The sequence below is a fragment of the Flavobacterium sp. K77 genome (genome assembly GCF_021608205.1).
Classification (GTDB): domain Bacteria; phylum Bacteroidota; class Bacteroidia; order Flavobacteriales; family Flavobacteriaceae; genus Flavobacterium; species Flavobacterium turcicum.
Map to the genome: position 1 here is coordinate 528,242 of NZ_JAKIHO010000001.1, position 17,696 is coordinate 545,937.

The following is a 17,696-nucleotide window of genomic DNA, read 5'->3' on the forward strand; positions in this document are numbered from 1 at the left end:
TATTAAAGAAAATTTAAAGTAAACATATATGTCAGCAGAAGGTCACGATCACGCATTAGATCACGAACACGAACACCACCATAAAGACACTTTTATTACTAAATATATTTTTAGTATAGATCATAAAATGATTGCTAAGCAGTATTTAATTACTGGTATTTTAATGGGAGTTATAGGTGTCTCATTATCATTACTTTTTAGATTACAGTTGGCTTGGCCAGAAGAATCTTTTAAAATATTTAATGTTTTATTAGGGGATAAATTTGCTCCTGATGGAGTTATGGCTAACGATATTTATCTAGCATTAGTTACTATTCACGGAACCATTATGGTTTTCTTTGTATTAACCGCTGCATTAAGTGGTACATTTAGTAACTTGTTAATTCCACTTCAACTTGGTGCTCGAGATATGGCTTCAGGTTTTATGAACATGGTATCTTATTGGTTGTTCTTTTTATCAAGTGTTATCATGGTTGGTTCTCTTTTTGTTGAAGCTGGACCTGCTTCTGCGGGTTGGACAATTTATCCTCCTCTAAGTGCATTGCCACAGGCTATTCCTGGTTCAGGTACTGGTATGACTTTATGGTTGGTTTCAATGGCTATTTTCATCGCTTCTTCATTAATGGGTTCTTTAAATTATGTTGTTACAGTAATTAATTTAAGAACTAAAGGGATGACAATGACAAGAATGCCGCTTACAATTTGGGCGTTTTTTGTAACTGCTATTATTGGTATTATTTCCTTTCCAGTTTTATTATCTGCTGCTTTATTATTGATTTTCGATAGAAGTTTTGGTACTTCTTTCTTCCTATCTGATATTTATATCGCTGGTGAAGTATTACATTATCAAGGAGGTTCTCCTGTATTGTTTGAGCACTTGTTCTGGTTTCTAGGGCACCCAGAGGTTTATATCATATTATTACCTGCATTAGGAATTACTTCTGAGGTTATTGCTACAAACTCACGTAAACCAATCTTTGGTTACAGAGCGATGATTATGTCTATTTTGGCAATTGCATTCTTGTCTACTATTGTTTGGGGACACCATATGTTTATATCTGGTATGAATCCTTTCCTTGGATCTGTATTTACCTTTACAACTCTATTGATTGCTATTCCATCTGCAGTAAAGGCGTTTAATTATATCACTACTTTATGGAAAGGTAACTTGCAATTAAATCCTGCGATGTTGTTTTCAATTGGTTTAGTTTCTACTTTTATTACAGGAGGTTTGACTGGAATCATTTTAGGAGATAGTACATTAGATATTAATGTTCATGATACCTATTTTGTTGTTGCACACTTTCACTTGGTAATGGGTATTTCTGCATTATATGGTATGTTTGCTGGTATTTATCATTGGTTTCCAAGAATGTTTGGTCGTATGTTGAATAAGAATCTTGGATATGTACACTTTTGGGTAACTGCGATTTGTGCTTATGGTGTTTTCTTCCCAATGCACTTTATTGGTTTAGCTGGTTTGCCAAGACGTTACTATACAAATACAAACTTCCCATTGTTTGATGACTTGCAAAATGTCAATGTTTTGATAACTATGTTTGCACTTGTTGGAGGTGCTTTCCAATTGGTTTTCTTATACAACTTCTTTAGTAGTATTTTTTACGGTAAGAAATCTGTAATGAATCCATGGAAATCTAATACTCTAGAGTGGACTGCACCAGTAGAACATATACATGGTAACTGGCCTGGAGAAATTCCTGAAGTACATCGTTGGCCGTATGACTACAGTAACCCAAATCATGAGGAAGATTTTGTACCACAAAACGTTCCTATGAAAGAAGGTGAAGAAGTTTTACACCACTAAAAATAAATTTAAGCCTCTACCAAAGTAGAGGCTTTTTTTATAGACGTAATTATTATTCTCTTTGCAGGTTGTTGTGGTTTCATTTTAGGACTCTCTTTACTATCTTTGTTGTATGAACGAAAATTTAGATCCTACTTCTCGCAGTTTTAGTACTGAAGAGCTTGATATTGAAAAGAAGTTAAGGCCTCTAAGCTTTGATGATTTTTCAGGTCAAGATCAGGTACTCGAAAATCTTAAAATATTTGTTCAAGCAGCCAATCAACGTAATGAGGCGCTTGATCATACACTCTTTCATGGACCTCCAGGGCTAGGTAAAACTACACTTGCTAATATCTTAGCTAATGAATTACAAGTGGGTATCAAAATAACATCTGGTCCGGTTTTAGATAAACCAGGTGACCTTGCAGGATTGTTGACCAATTTAGAGGAGAGAGATGTACTATTTATTGATGAAATTCATCGTTTAAGTCCGATTGTTGAGGAATATTTATATTCTGCTATGGAGGATTATAAAATTGACATTATGATTGAGTCTGGTCCTAATGCTAGGACCGTTCAAATTAATTTGAATCCCTTTACACTTATAGGTGCAACTACGCGTTCTGGTTTATTAACTGCTCCTATGCGTGCTCGTTTTGGTATTTCTTCCCGTTTGCAATATTATACCACTGAATTATTAACTACAATTGTGGAACGTAGCTCAGCTATTTTTCAAATGCCAATTTCGATGGAAGCTGCTATTGAAATTGCTGGTAGAAGTAGAGGCACACCCCGTATTGCAAATGCATTGTTGCGTAGGGTACGTGATTTTGCTCAAATTAAGGGCAACGGCACTATTGATATAGGAATTGCTAAATATGCGTTAAAAGCTCTTAATGTAGATGCGCATGGATTAGATGAGATGGATAACAAAATTCTAACAACTATAATTGATAAGTTCAAAGGAGGCCCTGTTGGATTGACAACGTTGGCAACTGCTGTATCTGAGAGTAGTGAAACGATTGAAGAAGTATATGAACCTTTTTTAATTCAAGAAGGTTTTATTATGAGAACTCCACGTGGTCGAGAAGTAACTGACAAGGCCTACAAACATCTAGGTAAACTAAAAACGAACATTCAACAAGGTTTATTTTAATTCTTTGATGTTTAAATAAATTTAAAAGCACTTTTTATTAGCACTAAATCAAAATATACTTCCTTTATCAAAACCGAAGCCAAAAAGTTGGGATTTATGTCTTGTGGCATATCGAAGGCTGGTTTTTTAGAAACCGAAGCTTCTCGATTGGAGAAGTGGCTAAAATTAAATAGTCATGGTCAAATGGCTTATATGGAGAATCATTTTGACAAGCGCTTGGACCCTACGCTGTTGGTTGACGATGCAAAAAGTGTAGTGTCGTTGTTATTGAATTATTTTCCTGAACAAAATCAAATTGAGGATACTTTTAAGATTTCAAAGTACGCTTACGGAACTGATTATCATTTGGTGATAAAAGAGAAATTAAAAGAGCTATTGTATTCCATTAACGAGAATATAGGTGCTGTGTCCGGTAGAGCTTTTGTGGATTCCGCTCCTGTTTTAGATAAAGCTTGGGCAGCAAAGAGTGGTTTGGGTTGGATCGGGAAAAACAGCAATTTAATTACCCAAAAAGTAGGTTCTTTTTATTTTATTGCCGAATTGATTATCGATTTGGAGCTTGATTACGATACCATTACATCGGATCATTGCGGAACTTGTACGGCCTGTATTGATAGTTGTCCCACACAAGCCATTGAAAGTCCGTATGTGGTAAACGGTAGCAAATGTATTTCCTATTACACTATTGAACTTAAGGATAACCTTCCCGTTGATATGAAAGGTAAGTTCGATGATTGGGCCTTTGGTTGTGATGTTTGTCAAGATGTTTGTCCTTGGAACCGTTTTTCTAAACCACATAATGAACCGTTGTTTACTGCAAATCCAGATTTGCTCTCCATGTCAAAACAAGATTGGATCGAAATCACCGAAGAAACATTCAGGGTGGTTTTTAAGAATTCGCCAATAAAGCGTACGAAATATGACGGACTTATGAGAAATATTAAGTTTTTGGAACTATAGCGCTATTGTACTTTCATAGTAGATTCTCTTTCAATTATTTTTGTGTCTAATTCAACTGTTCTAGGTTCGAACGTAAGCCCATCCTTGTGGCATACCATTTCCTCAAGTAGTAAATTAAACGATTCAATTCCCATTTCGTGACTCGGTTGATCAACGGTGCTCAACTTTGGTGAAATCACTTGCGACATAAACCAATTGCTAAATCCTATAATTGCAATTTTTTTAGGTATCTCAATTTTTTGTTCGTTTAAATAAGCAATCACACCTACTGCTACAAGATCTGTAACAGCGAATATTCCATCAACATCTTTATGATCGTTCACTATTTTTTCTGCAAACTGACGTCCTTCGTCAAAGGTTACGTTTTCGCAGGTGTATACTAAATTAGCATCAAACGGAATGTGATTTTTTTCTAATGCTTTTTTGTAACCAATGTAGCGGTCAATTGCGTTTTGCGGATTTAAGGGGCCACGTATATGAGCTATCCTTTTGCATCCTTTGTCAATGAGATGTTGCACTGCATTGAAAGCGGCTTTTTGATCGTTGATAACAACTTTGTTGCATTTAGAAAGCTTGGCAATCTTATCGAACATAACAAAAGGAATATTTCTATTTATAATTTCCTTAATGTGATCGTCGTTGTTTGATTCGTTAGAGAGTGACATAATAATTCCGTCTACCCTTTTGTTGATCAATAGTTCTACTTGTTTTTTCTCTAATTCAAGTGTTTCATTTGATTGTAAAATAATAACCAAATAGCCTTTTTTCTCTGCTTCGTCAATGATTGCATTTACTACGTTGGAAAAGAAATGATGAACTACTTCGGGAATAATTAGTCCTATAGTTTTCGATTCTTTGGTTCTAAGATTAACGGCAAAACTATTGGGAGTATAATGCAGTTCTTGGGCAAGGGCAAGTACTGCTTTTTTTGTTTTTTCGCTTACATCTGGATAGTTTTTTAATGCTTTTGAAACTGTAGTTATTGATATCCCAAGTTTTTCTGCTATTTCTTTCAGTGTAATATCTTTCATGATGATGCTTGTGTGGGAGATCCAAAATCAATAGTAACTGCAATTGATTTTAGATTTGTGTAGTTAGTTTTTAGTTATGTAACGGTGTTAATGATCTTTAAATCAATCGCAATATATTAATTTCCGGAGTGTTTTAGCTGTTAATCTTGTTTTAATTAGAAGATGTAAATAATCTGATTTTTTGAATAGTGAAATAGACTAGGTAGATTCTCTTTCGATTATTGATGTAGTAACTTCTATAAATTGAGGGTTAACTTTTTGATTCGCTTTCTTTGCCGAAATTTCATCAAATAAAATGGCTGCTGCTTTTTGTCCAATTTCAAATCCGGGCTGATTAATAGTTGATAGTTTTGGAGTTATAACCTCTGACATGAACCAATTACTAAATCCTAATACCGCTATTTGATTCGGAATTTGTATCCCAGATTCGCTCAAGTATTTCATGGCGCCAATAGCGGCCATATCTGTAACGGCAAAAATGGCATCAGTATCGGGATGTGAAGCAATTAATTGCATTGTGTTTTCATATCCGTCTTCAAAATCTAAGTTGTTCTCGCAAGCAAACACAAGACTAGGATTGTATTTGATTTGATGATCTTCTAGCGCTTTTTTATAACCCAAAAAACGATCTATGGCGTTTTGTGGCAAGTATGAACCTCGTAAGTGTGCAATTTTTTTGTGTCCTTTCTTTATTAAATATGCTACCGCATCGTAAGCTGCTTTTTGGTCGTTTATAGTAACTTTTGAACAAGGAACAACTTTGGCAATTTTGTCAAAAAGAACAAGCGGAGTTTTTTGTTTTAAGATGGCATTAATATGTTCAAAGTCACCTGTTTCATTAGATAATGACATCAGTATCCCATCGACTCTTTTTTGAAGTAGCAGTTCCAGCTGTTTTTTTTCAAAACTTACTTTTTCGTTTGATTGTAAAATAATAACCAAGTAGTCTCTTTTTTCGGCTTCTTCTAAAATCCCCTTGATAACAGTTGCAAAAAAATCATGCACCAATGTTGGAATAATAAGTCCAATTGTTTTCGACTCTTTGGTTCTCAGGTTCACGGCAAAACTATTTGGCGTGTAATGTAATTGTTGTGCTAAATCAACAACCGCTTTTTTGGTCGCTGCACTCACATCACTATATCCCTTTAAAGCCTTTGAAACGGTTGTTATTGAGATTCCGAGTTGGTTTGCAATTTCTTTGAGAGTTGGATTATTCATAGTTAAATTCTCTATATGTGAAAGCCAAAAAAACTGCTTTTTAAAAACGAATTTACAATATATTTGTTGTAAACCAATTTTCAAAAAACAGTTTGTTGTTTTAAAGCTTTACAGAAATATCAAATTTTATTTGATTTCAATTATTACTGCTTCGTAAGGACGAAGCGTATTTTTCTTCATTTCTTTTGTCGAGGAGTAATTATCTAGTATGATTTTAAATTTACTTGTTGGCAATGCGATGTTAAACGTTGATTCTTTCTCTGAAAAATTTAATAGCACAAGTATTTTTTTGTCGTTTAACTCGCGGGTAAATGCAAAAACAGAAGGATTTTCTTTATCTAAAATGGTGTATTTACCGTAAACAAGAACGGGGTCTTTCTTTCGTAATTGGACTAATGATCTAAAATAATTTAAAGTTGAATTGGGGTCGTTTTCTTGCAACTCGACATTGATAAAGGAATAATTAGGATTTACTTTTAACCAAGGTTTACCTTCCGAAAAACCTCCATTTTTGGTTGAATCCCATTGAAAAGGTGTTCTGCCGTTTTCCCTAGATGTTTGTTTTTGGCCCTCTAAAAACGCCTTTAAATCACCGCCCTTATTTTTTAATCCTATGTATTTATTACGCGTATCTACATCTTTATAATCTTCAATAGAGTCAAAGCGTATGTTGGTCATACCTAATTCGTCACCGTTATAGTAGTAAGGAGTACCACGCATGCACATGATAAATGTAGAGAGCATTTTTGATGATAATGAGCGAAATTGAACCGAATCATTACCAAATTTACTTACCATTCTAGGTTGATCGTGATTTGCCAAGAAAATAGAAAGCCATCCTTTATCTTTAAATGTTTGATCGTATCTAGAAAATATATCTTTGTATTTAACTAGCCCAAAATCATTGATATGTTTGCCAATATCTACACTTTCAAAATGGTAAGCCATATTTAATTCTTTACGATCTGGATCAACAAAGAGCATTGCTTCTTCAGGTGTGCTTCCGGCACCTTCAGCAACAGTCATAATATCATATTTGCTAAAAACCTCCTTATTCATTTCTTGTAGATAATCATGCAAATGGGGGCCAACTCCGTAGTATTTAATAATGTTTTTCTCGTATCCTTGTGGTAATTCTGGCCAAGTAGTATCTTTTGATGCAAACTGAAACGCATCCATTCGAAAACCATCAATTCCCTTGTCTAACCAAAAGCGCATCATTTCATAAATTTCCTGCCTTACCGTTGGGTTTTCCCAATTTAAATCTGGTTGTTTCTGAGAGAAATAATGCAAATAATATGCATCCGTTTTTGCATCATATTTCCAAGCGTCACTATTAACATCAAAAAAACTCCAGCGATAAGGTGGTTTACCTTTTTCAGCAGGCCACCAATGATAATAGTCTCTGTATTTATTATCTCTAGAACTTTTGGACTGCTTAAACCATTCATGTTCATCACTACTATGATTAACCACTATATCCATAATGAGTTTTAAACCTCGTTGATGCATACCTTTTAGTAAAAGATCGAAGTCATTCATAGTACCAAAATCGCTCATAATTTCCCTATAGTTACTGATGTCGTAACCGTTGTCATCATTAGGAGATGTGTAGATAGGGTTAAGCCAAATCGCATCAACACCTAAACTTTTTATATAGTCTAGTTTAGAAATAATTCCCTTTAAATCACCAACTCCATCGCCGTCACTATCTTTAAAACTGCGGGGATAAATTTGATAAACTACAGCTTCTTTCCACCATTTGGTATCGTTTTTTTGAATTGTTTCAAGAAACTTGTTTTGAGCCGATAATCTTTCAGTAGAAAATAAAGTAAGAGTTGTCAATAAGTATAATGCGAGTGTAGTTTTCATGATTGTTTGAATTAAAATATATTTTTTGATTAGATTTAAAATAATTAAAACGAAAAAGAATCAGAACAGCACGGGGTTCATAAAGTTTTTTGTTTTTTCTGCAGAAATTGTTGGATTTGCACCTTCATGAGTGGCTACCAAAGCACCTAGAGCACATGCGAAATCAATTGCCTCTTGCGGATTTGCATCTGTTAAGAGTTTAGAAAGCAATCCTGCTAAAAAGGAATCGCCAGATCCAACAGTATCAACAACATTAATCTTATATCCGCTGTTATAGTACATTTTGTTATTGTAGTATAAAACTGCGCCATGACTTCCTTTCGTTACGCAAATATGTTTTGTTCTAGTTTGTTCAGCAATGAAAAGTATGTTTTGCTCTAAGGAATGAAATGGTGAATTCATCAAGGCGCTAATTTCATACAATTCGTCATCGTTAAATTTTATGAAATCTGCTTGTAGCATTAATTGATCTATTACATCTTTTGTGTAGTAAGGCGCCCTTAGGTTAACGTCAAATACCGAATATTTGCTGTAATTTATCAGCTCGAAAAGGCTTTGCTTTGCGACCGCATCGCGACTTGCAAGAGTGCCAAATACAAAAGCATCAGCTTTTTTTACAACATTTTCATCTTCAGGATTGCAGGTTATTTTGTCCCAAGCCACGGGATAATTGATCGTGTAAGAGGCAGAACCTTTCTGATCTAATATTACAATAACTTCACCTGTTTTATAAATTTGGTCTTTTTGAATGGAGTTTGTTGAAACTCCATTTTGGCTAATATAATCGAGCATTTCAACACCAAGTGCATCGCTACCAATACGACTGATAATTTGGGTTTCGATACCCAGTGAACTTAGGCGCAGTGCTACGTTTAAAGGTGCGCCACCAATTTTAGTATGTGTAGGAAACACATCAAACAATACTTCTCCAAAACAAATTACTTTTTTAGCCATAGCACTTATTATTTTGATAAACTTTCAGATAATTCTTCTAGTGTTCGTCCTTTGGTTTCGGGCATCTTCGTAAAAACCCAAAGGAGTTGCAATACCATCATTAAACAAAAGATTGCAAAAACAGTAGTTGTTCCTATTACTTTAAATAAGAACGGAATAAATGACGGAATTAAAGCAGCCAATACCCAATGCACTGATGTACCAAAAGAGCTTCCAGCTGCTCGTAATTTATTTGGAAAAAGTTCAGAGATAAAAACCCAAATTACGGCGCCTTGCCCTACGGCATGTGATGCGATAAATAGGAAGAAAAATAGAGGAACAGCCATTCCTTTCCATTCGTAATAGAAAGCAGTAGTAACAAGTCCTAGCGAGATAATATAACCTACAGAGCCTAAGTACATGAGTGTTTTTCGTCCGAAACGGTCAATTAGAGTAATTCCTATCATGGTAAAAATTAAATTGATAATTCCAATTCCAATACTGCTCAAAAACGAAGCTGATTTTTCTAATCCGGCAAGTTCAAATATTCGGGGTGCGTAATATAAGAACGCATTGATCCCGGAAAGTTGATTAAAGAAAGCAATAAAAAAGGCCAAAAGAAGTGGTTTTCTATATTTTTTCATAAAAATAGATTCGTTTTTGTCCTCTTGTTGCGTTTCTTTTTCCATCGCAGCAATGGCCGTAGCAACTGCCTCGTCAGTATAAATTTGTTTTAAAATGGCTCTAGCTTTATTTAGGTCCTTTTTATATTCTAAAATCCAACGCGGACTTTCAGGAATCCAAAAAATTAGTACTGTATAAATCAGAGAAGGAAAAGCTTGAATGCCCAGCATCCATCGCCAAGAATTGGCGCCAATATCTTGCAAGTAATAGTTGGATGTAAAAGCAATTAAGATTCCAAAAACGATGTTGAATTGATACAGTGCAACCAACTTTCCTCGGTCTTTTGCTGGAGCAATTTCTGAAACGTAGGTTGGCGCCGCAATAGTTGAAGCTCCAATACCTATACCACCTAAGAATCTAAAAATTGAAAACAAAAATGGATCATTTGCAAAAGCAGTTCCCACAGAGGAAACAAAAAACAATATACCAATAAGCAGTAGCGTATATTTTCGGCCCAAAATATTGGTCGGAAAAGCACCAAATACAGCTCCAATAACAGTTCCCCAAAGTGCTGATGACATCACAACTAAGCCGTGGAATAGATCACTAGAACCCCATAATTGCTGTAATTGTTTATCAGCGCCCGAAATGACAACAGTGTCAAAGCCAAATAGGAATCCCGCAAAAGCAACAATAATAGACCAGTATAAGATTTTCTTTTGATTCATGTTTTTAGTTTTAAAAAATTAATGCGTTTTTTTAAGAAGTAGTTACCAAATACTATTGATTTTCGAAATAGAAAAGTCCTTTAAGCATTGATCTTTCTTTGAGCTGATGCTCAGTTTTGTATACGGCTGATTCGGGAAAATTTGTGCTGTGAAACTGTAGGTTCCACCTCCTAGAAAAAGTTCAATGGATGACCAATCTAAAAAGATTTGATAGTGAATGGTCTTTGATTGCAGTAATGGTGTTTTGGTATTTTGGCTTTGTGCTCCGAACGATTTTTCAAATTTTACTTGTCCAGAGTTTCGTCTATCTAGTGTAAAGCTCTTCAGTTGAGCATCGTAATAAACCACCAGAGAATCCTTGACATTATTGGAGAATACTAGTTTTAAATCCTCATTTTTTGCCTTAAAATCGATTTTAGATTGATTTAGCAAGGCGTATGTAAACGTTTTTGGTTTGTCATTTTCAATCGTCATTTTGTCTCTTTCAAATGCTACTTTTTCAGATGATTTTAGTTGCTTAACAACTTGACTTTGTAAATTGTAAACTCCATTAGTTTCTGTCAAAGCGAGTGTTCTTGGCAAAGTCATAGCACTTCTCCAGTTTTTAGTTGGAGTATTGCGAGCATAGGCCCAATTACTCATCCATCCTATAAAAACACGCTCGCCATTTGGTGTATTGTTGTAGGTTACACCGGCATAATTATCAGTTCCGTAATCCACCCATTTTATATCTTTTTGATCGGTCGTAAAACGTTTTCCATCGTAATCACCTATAAAATATTGTGTTCCTGACCCACCATTTGGCGCTCCAGGATTGATACTAATTAATAAAACCCATTTCTCTTTATTTGTTCTATTGACTTTTAGTTTAAAAAGATCAGGGCATTCCCAAACTCCGCCGTGCGCTCCTACATTTGAACCAAATTCACTTTCAAAATTCCATTGAATTAAATTTTTAGAAGTATAGAATTGTGCTCTATCGCCAGCGACTAAAGCCATGTTCCAAAGTCTAGTTTCAGCACTCCAAAACACTTTTGGATCTCTAAAATCTTTTAAACCTGGATTTTTAATAATTGGATTTTGACTGTATTTTTTCCATGATTTTCCTTCATCCAAGCTGTAGGCCAAGCCTTGTGTTTGGTAGTCGGTTTTACCAGCTTTCTCTCCATCCATATCATGATAGGTAAAAATAGCTATCATAGGTGGGTTTTGAATACTGCCTAAGCCCGAGCTGTTTTGTGTGTCAATGACAGCACTGCCCGAAAATATAAGTCCGTTTTGGTCAGGATACAATGCTATTTTTTCGGGTTTCCAGTTTATTAAATCAGGACTTGTAGCATGTCCCCAGTGCATCGGTCCCCAAACGATATCCTCTGGATAATATTGATAAAACAAGTGGTAAACGCCTTTGTAATAGACTAAACCATTTGGATCGTTCATCCATTTTTTTTCTGGTGAAAAATGAAATTGTGGACGATATGTTTCTTTATATTTTTTTGAATCGTCACTTTTTAACACCTCGGCCGAAGCGCTATTGATAGTTGTTTCCGAATTATTTTTGCTACAAGAAAAAGCAATAATTAACCAGCTTAAGATCAGTATTCGACTTGCTTTTTCTGTTATCGTATTCATAATGAATTGGTTTTAAAATTAAAGTATTTGTATAAAAATAGAATTCTATTTTGGAAATGTTAAAATATTCCTTTGGAAATTTTGATTTCAAATGCCGAAAACGTTTTCGATTCAATTATGAGCTACTTTCTGTTTTGTTTCATTTTAGTGCAACCTATTTTCTTTAATTTTGAGTGAAAAAGCAAATAAAACCATATGATTTTAAGATGCCAGTTGTTACTTTACATTTTCTTTATAACCACTATTACTTTTGCGCAAACGCAAGGTGATGAGTGGAATTTAGTAGCTACTTCGCGCTCCAATTATTTTGGAGTTGCAATGGCGAATGGACAAATAGGAATTGTAACTGACGATACCCCTTTGCGAACCAAAGAGATTATCTTGAATGGTGTTTATGATGGCAGTCCTGAAAATGGGATTAGCAGAATTGTTCGCGGTATTGAATTTTTGAATCTCAGATTATTTTTAGATCAAAAAGAAGTGCAATCAAGCACAATCGATAATTGGAAGCAAGTAGTGTCTATGAAAAATGGGACATCCACAACTTCTTTCTCCTTTAATAATTTGGCTCAAATTACTTATACAATTCTAGCCAATAGAGCAGTTCCTTTTTCTGCAATGGCAATTGTAGAAATCATTCCTTCTAAAGATTTAGATCTAAAAGCAAGCAATTATATGATTGTTCCTGAAGAATTGAAAGAAGCAAAAAGTCAGTTCAGAATATTAAAAGATAATCAGTATCGAATGCCAATTTTTAGTACCGTTGCAAAAACGCGTACGGGGAAATATACTGTAGCGGCAGCTACAACTTTTTTGTTTGATCAAAAAGTTGAAGATTTGCAGCAAACTGGAAATGAAGTTGGTTTTACTACAAAATTACGTAAAGGTCAAAAATATCGTTTTGCCGTGGCGGGAGGAATTTGTACTTCTAAAGAGGTAACAGATCCTGTTAATGAATCTGAAAGACAGCCTATTTATGCATTACAAGAAGGAATTGATAAATTGGTCGCCAAGCATCAAAAAGCGTGGTCAGTACTTTGGGATTCTGGAGACATTCAAATAGAAGGAGATCTTGATGCGCAACAAAGAGTTCGTTTTGCCTTGTTCAACTTGTATTCATTTATAAGGTCAGGTACAAGGCAAAGTATTGCGCCCATGGGCTTGTCATCACAAGGTTACAACGGACATATTTTTTGGGATACTGAGTTATGGATGTTTCCAACGCTTTTGGCATTGCAACCCGATTTGGCTAAATCATGCCTAGATTACCGTTCAGATCGATTAGAAAAAGCCAAGCAAAAAGCTTTTATTTATGGTTATAAAGGCGCAATGTACCCTTGGGAATCCGATGATACAGGCGAGGAAGCTACACCAACCTGGGCTTTAACAGGTATTTTTGAACAACATATTACGGCTGACGTTTCTATCGCATTTTGGAATTATTATGCTTTAACGCAAGATAAAATTTGGTTGCAAAAGGAGTGGGCAGTTTTAAAAGAAACCGCTGATTTTTGGGTGAGTCGCGTAAGTGAAAATGTAGATGGTAGTTTTTCTATTCTAAACGTAGTAGGAGCTGATGAATACGCACAGCATGTAGATGACAACGCTTTTACAAATGCTGCAGCTATTGAAGCATTAAAAAACACTATTAAAGCAGCTATAATTTTGAATGAACCAATTGATCCAAAATGGGAAACAGTTGCCGAAAAACTTAAAATTCATTCTAAAGATGGTATTACACAAAATTACAGCGGTTATGATGGACAAATGATAAAACAAGCCGATGTAAACTTGTTAGCCTATCCTTTACATGTTATTACTGATAAAAAACAAGTAGAGCGTGATTTAGCGTATTATGCAGAAAAAATTGATAAAAAAGATGGTCCTGCAATGGCATCAGGAGTATTATCTGTTTTGTACGCGCGCTTGGGTGACCGTGAAAAAGCCTACGATTATTTTGTAAAATCATATTTGCTTAACAGTCGTCCTCCTTTCGGTGTTTTTTCTGAATCAGCAAATAGCAATAATCCTTACTTTGCAACTGGTGCTGGAGCTATGTTACAAGCAGTAATTTTTGGATTTGGTGGAGTTGAGCAAACGGATACAGGGTTTAAATACAATAAAGGTTTGTTACCAAAGCAATGGAAGTCTTTAACAATTATAGGTTTGGGTACTGATAATAGAACGATTAAGATTAATTAAAATTGTTGTTTTTTGTTGTAAATACAATGTTTTCCGTTGTCCAAGCGGGAAATGTTGTATTTTTTTTTTGGCGATATTTTGCACCAACTAAGATTGTTGGCAGTACTTGAGGCTCATTTGAAAAATTCGGTAATTGGTAAACGATAATCGGTGATTTTTAGTAGTTTTTTGATGGTTATTAAATTCTAACCATTTTATCGACTGATACTTATAAAAGGTGGGGTTCTCTTTAGTAATTAATTGAGCTTCTTTTTTTTGAATAATTCGCAATGATTTTGCAAAACTGAAACCTTTTTTGAAGTTTGTGTAACGTTTTTTGTTATTGAAAGAGAAAATATCAGTAATATTGATTTTTTTTACTGTTATTTTTTATATTTTATTCAATTTTAGTATTAAATTATTGCAGTATCTATTTTAAAATCGAAAACGTTTTCGGCTTAACGAAAACGTTATAGTTTATGTAAATCCTAAATTTATCATAAAATTATAATTATGTTTGATAACTAATATTAAACAAACCATTTAAACAAATTATTAACCAACTTATTTATTACGTATGAAAAATAGTCTAATTAAAGGCTTGATGTTGTTTCTGACGATACTTTGCACAAGCTTGACCTATGCTCAGGATGTGTCAGGTACAGTTTCTGACGCTAGTGGTCCTCTTCCAGGGGCTTCTGTGTTGGTAAAAGGAACAAAAAACGGAGCTCAAACTGATTTCGATGGAAAATTTACTATCAAAAATGTTGGGCCAAATGCAGTTTTGATTTTTAGTTACATTGGTCTTAAAACGCAAGAATTAAATGTAGCTGGTAAAAGTACAGTGAGTGTACTTTTAAAAGAGGATTCGGCAGAGTTGAAGGAAGTTGTTGTAATAGGATACGGATCTGTTAAAAAGAAAGATGCAACTGGTGCAGTAGATCAAATTAGTTCCAAGAGTTTTGATAACGTAGCCTCGCCATCTCCTGCACAATTATTACGTGGTAAAGTAGCTGGTGTACAAGTAACACAGTCAAGTGGTGAGCCAGGTGCTGGCGTAGCCATTAGAGTTCGTGGTAATTCTTCTATTCGTTCTGGTAACGGACCACTTATTGTTGTTGATGGTGTTCCTTTGGATGGTGGAAATGTTTCAGCAGGTGGTGCTGATTTATTAGGATCTTCATCTGCGAGAAACCCATTAAACTTTATCAACCAAAATGATATTGAGAGTATGTCTGTATTAAAGGATGCTTCTTCAACTGCTATTTACGGATCTCGTGGAGCGAATGGAGTTATCGTTATTACAACTAAAAAAGGAAAATCTAACGTTCCTTCATTAACATATAGTACCTCATTCCAATTCAGTAAAATGTCTGGAAAATTAGATGTAATGAGTGGGCAACAATTTGCTGATGCAGGTGGAGATGACAGAGGTTCTAGAACATATAACTGGAAAGATGCTGTGCTTAGAAATGGATTTTCGCAAAATCACGATTTGTCCTTTACAAAATCTACAGAGAACTCAAATACAAGAATCTCTTTTGGTGCATCAAACACTGATGGTATCTTAAAAAATACAGGTTTAGACAGATATACTGCCTCGTTTTACAATTCAAATGATTTGTTTAACGGTGCTGTAAAAGTTGAATCAAGAATTATCTATTCTTCATTAAGAGATCAAGCTACACTTTTGTCTAATAATGCAGGATTTATAGGTAACGTAATTGGTACAGCTTTGTATTGGAATCCTACCTTGCCAATTAGAAATGCAGATGGTTCTTTTAATGTTGTTGGGGATGATTATTTGAATCCAGTTCAACTCTTAGATTCTTATACTGATTATACGAATACTAATAAGTTATTAGGAAGCATTAATACAACCTGGAAAATTAACAGTAAATTGAAGTATCAATTCTTATTTGGTATTGAGACATCAAATTCAAGTAGAAAAAGCCAATTGTTGCCAACAATTGAAATCTCAGGTGCTCAATTTCAGGCAAATGTTCCAGGATCAAGTGAAGTTAAATTTGGAACAGCAAATATCAATAATCAAAACAAGTTCAACAAAACTTTCGAGCATACATTGAACTATAACAATGATTTCGGTGACAATTTTAACTTAGATGCATTGGTTGGTTACTCTTACTATGATTACCATGCAGATGGAAATTCAGCAAGCGGCAAAGGATATGATGTGAACCAGACAAACTTAATCGATAACATTGAAGGAGGTTTGCAAAATGAATTCAGAGTTTCATCTTTCAGAAATAGAGTAGAATTACAATCGTACTTCGCAAGGGTAAATGCTACATTGTACAAAAAATTAATTCTTACAGGTACTTTACGTTCTGACGGATCAACTAAGTTAGGAGTAAACAACAAGTATGATTATTTCCCATCTGTAGGTGTTGCTTACAAAGTTGTTGAAGATAAAGAAGGTTTGTTAAACAGTTTCAAAATTAGAGGAAACTACGGTATTACTGGTAACCAAGAGTTTGCGCCAAACTCTGCAATTGCTAGAGCATCATATGGTAACAATGGTAACTTAAATATCGATACCAACTCAAATGCTGATTTGAAGTGGGAAACTACTAAATCATATGGTGTAGGAGCTGATTTTGAATTGTTGAAAAATAAATTAACAGGTTCTGTTGATTACTTTCAAAGAGATACCAAAGATTTGATTTTCCCTGTGCCAGCAGCAGCAACGCAACCAGGGCCACCATCACCTCGTTTTAAAAACTTACCTGGTAACTTAATCAATAAAGGAGTTGAAGTATCATTGAATTACAAAGTAATCGATACTGAAGATTTAACTTGGGATGTTTCTGGAAATGCATCTTTCTTAACTAATAAAGTTGAAAACTTTGCAGGATTTATTCAAACAGGTGGATTAAACGGACAAGGTTTAACAGATGCATATGCTCAGGTAATTACAAACAACCAGCCTGCTTACACTTACTTTTTGTATGAGTGGAGAGGATATGATGCAGATGGAAATTCAATCTATGCAGATGCTGCAGGTAATGATACTGGTTTAGGTACAGCGGCTAAAAAATTATTAGACAAACAACCATTACCTAAAATCAACGTTGGTTTTACTACAAGTTTAGCATACAAAAATTTTGATATGAGTGCTTCTTTTTACGGTGCATTTGGTCATTATATTTATAATAATACAACGAATGCTTACTTCTTTAAAGGTGCATTCTTGGGAGGAAGAAATACAACTTTAGAGGCAGCTACTTCTCCTCAAGCTCAAGGAGATCCTAACTCTCCATCAACTAAGTACTTAGAAAGAGGTGATTTCTTAAGAATGGGTAATTTGACATTTGGATATACTGTTAATTCTTTAGAAAGATTTAAAATCAAATCGGCTCGTTTCTTTGTAAATGCTTCTAACTTATTCATAATCACTAGCTACTCAGGTACTGATCCAGAGGTAGATACTGATAAATCATTAAACGGAGTACCTTCTGCAGGTATGGAGTATTTATCATACCCAAGAGATAGAAGTGTATCACTTGGACTTAACGTAACATTTTAATTAACATAAC

11 protein-coding genes are annotated in these 17,696 nt (G+C 34.7%); 5 read left to right on the plus strand and 6 right to left on the minus strand.

The window, feature by feature from the left end:
* Nucleotides 1-28: 28 nt before the first annotated feature.
* The 3 genes from L1S34_RS02350 to queG all read left to right on the plus strand — a co-directional run bounded on the left by L1S34_RS02350 (nucleotide 29) and on the right by queG (nucleotide 3,920).
* The gene (locus L1S34_RS02350; RefSeq protein ID WP_236362632.1) at nucleotides 29-1,825 is read left to right on the plus strand and encodes a cytochrome c oxidase subunit I; all 1,797 of its coding nucleotides are present in this window, start codon (nucleotides 29-31) and stop codon (nucleotides 1,823-1,825) included.
* A gap of 112 nt (nucleotides 1,826-1,937) precedes the next feature.
* Entirely contained in the window at nucleotides 1,938-2,960 is a 1,023-nt protein-coding gene (gene ruvB, locus L1S34_RS02355) for a Holliday junction branch migration DNA helicase RuvB (protein WP_236362634.1), read from the plus strand.
* A 36-nt stretch (nucleotides 2,961-2,996) separates the two neighbouring features.
* The gene (gene queG / locus L1S34_RS02360) at nucleotides 2,997-3,920 is read left to right on the plus strand and encodes a tRNA epoxyqueuosine(34) reductase QueG (protein ID WP_370637574.1); all 924 of its coding nucleotides are present in this window, start codon (nucleotides 2,997-2,999) and stop codon (nucleotides 3,918-3,920) included.
* Between the two features lie 2 nt (nucleotides 3,921-3,922).
* Here the strand turns inward: queG and L1S34_RS02365 are convergent, their stop codons facing one another.
* From L1S34_RS02365 to L1S34_RS02390, 6 genes are all read right to left on the minus strand, one after another.
* A complete protein-coding gene (locus tag L1S34_RS02365) occupies nucleotides 3,923-4,951 on the minus strand; it encodes a LacI family DNA-binding transcriptional regulator (protein WP_236362638.1) in 1,029 nt (342 codons plus the stop codon).
* Nucleotides 4,952-5,149: 198 nt separating this feature from the next.
* The gene (locus L1S34_RS02370) at nucleotides 5,150-6,169 is read right to left on the minus strand and encodes a LacI family DNA-binding transcriptional regulator (protein ID WP_236362640.1); all 1,020 of its coding nucleotides are present in this window, start codon (nucleotides 6,167-6,169) and stop codon (nucleotides 5,150-5,152) included.
* 126 nt (nucleotides 6,170-6,295) lie between these two features.
* Nucleotides 6,296-8,041 carry a glycoside hydrolase family 13 protein gene (locus L1S34_RS02375; RefSeq protein ID WP_236362642.1) on the minus strand — a complete coding sequence of 582 codons (1,746 nt, stop codon included), beginning with the start codon at nucleotides 8,039-8,041 and terminating at the stop codon, nucleotides 6,296-6,298.
* Between the two features lie 60 nt (nucleotides 8,042-8,101).
* The gene (locus tag L1S34_RS02380; RefSeq protein WP_236362645.1) at nucleotides 8,102-8,995 is read right to left on the minus strand and encodes a carbohydrate kinase family protein; all 894 of its coding nucleotides are present in this window, start codon (nucleotides 8,993-8,995) and stop codon (nucleotides 8,102-8,104) included.
* A gap of 8 nt (nucleotides 8,996-9,003) precedes the next feature.
* Entirely contained in the window at nucleotides 9,004-10,326 is a 1,323-nt protein-coding gene (locus tag L1S34_RS02385; protein ID WP_236362647.1) for a sugar porter family MFS transporter, read from the minus strand.
* Nucleotides 10,327-10,368: 42 nt separating this feature from the next.
* Entirely contained in the window at nucleotides 10,369-11,958 is a 1,590-nt protein-coding gene (locus L1S34_RS02390; protein ID WP_236362649.1) for a glycoside hydrolase family 32 protein, read from the minus strand.
* 195 nt (nucleotides 11,959-12,153) lie between these two features.
* Between L1S34_RS02390 and L1S34_RS02395 the strand changes: the two genes are divergently transcribed.
* Nucleotides 12,154-14,160: a glycosyl hydrolase family 95 catalytic domain-containing protein gene (locus tag L1S34_RS02395; RefSeq protein ID WP_236362651.1), complete on the plus strand. Its 2,007-nt coding sequence runs from the start codon at nucleotides 12,154-12,156 to the stop codon at nucleotides 14,158-14,160.
* A 556-nt stretch (nucleotides 14,161-14,716) separates the two neighbouring features.
* Nucleotides 14,717-17,686 (plus strand): SusC/RagA family TonB-linked outer membrane protein, encoded by a 2,970-nt coding sequence (locus L1S34_RS02400; protein WP_236362653.1) that lies wholly within the window; start codon nucleotides 14,717-14,719, stop codon nucleotides 17,684-17,686.
* The last annotated feature ends 10 nt before the right edge of the window (nucleotides 17,687-17,696 follow it).

What these genes read in the sequence shown, in the direction of transcription:
- L1S34_RS02400 (WP_236362653.1), top strand. Translation starts at nt 14,717, where the DNA reads ATGAAAAATAGTCTAATTAAAGGCTTGATGTTGTTTCTGACGATACTT.
- L1S34_RS02365 (WP_236362638.1), bottom strand. Translation starts at nt 4,951, where the DNA reads ATGAAAGATATTACACTGAAAGAAATAGCAGAAAAACTTGGGATATCA.
- L1S34_RS02385 (WP_236362647.1), bottom strand. Translation starts at nt 10,326, where the DNA reads ATGAATCAAAAGAAAATCTTATACTGGTCTATTATTGTTGCTTTTGCG.
- L1S34_RS02350 (WP_236362632.1), top strand. Translation starts at nt 29, where the DNA reads ATGTCAGCAGAAGGTCACGATCACGCATTAGATCACGAACACGAACAC.
- L1S34_RS02395 (WP_236362651.1), top strand. Translation starts at nt 12,154, where the DNA reads ATGATTTTAAGATGCCAGTTGTTACTTTACATTTTCTTTATAACCACT.
- L1S34_RS02370 (WP_236362640.1), bottom strand. Translation starts at nt 6,169, where the DNA reads ATGAATAATCCAACTCTCAAAGAAATTGCAAACCAACTCGGAATCTCA.
- ruvB (WP_236362634.1), top strand. Translation starts at nt 1,938, where the DNA reads ATGAACGAAAATTTAGATCCTACTTCTCGCAGTTTTAGTACTGAAGAG.
- L1S34_RS02380 (WP_236362645.1), bottom strand. Translation starts at nt 8,995, where the DNA reads ATGGCTAAAAAAGTAATTTGTTTTGGAGAAGTATTGTTTGATGTGTTT.
- L1S34_RS02390 (WP_236362649.1), bottom strand. Translation starts at nt 11,958, where the DNA reads ATGAATACGATAACAGAAAAAGCAAGTCGAATACTGATCTTAAGCTGG.
- L1S34_RS02375 (WP_236362642.1), bottom strand. Translation starts at nt 8,041, where the DNA reads ATGAAAACTACACTCGCATTATACTTATTGACAACTCTTACTTTATTT.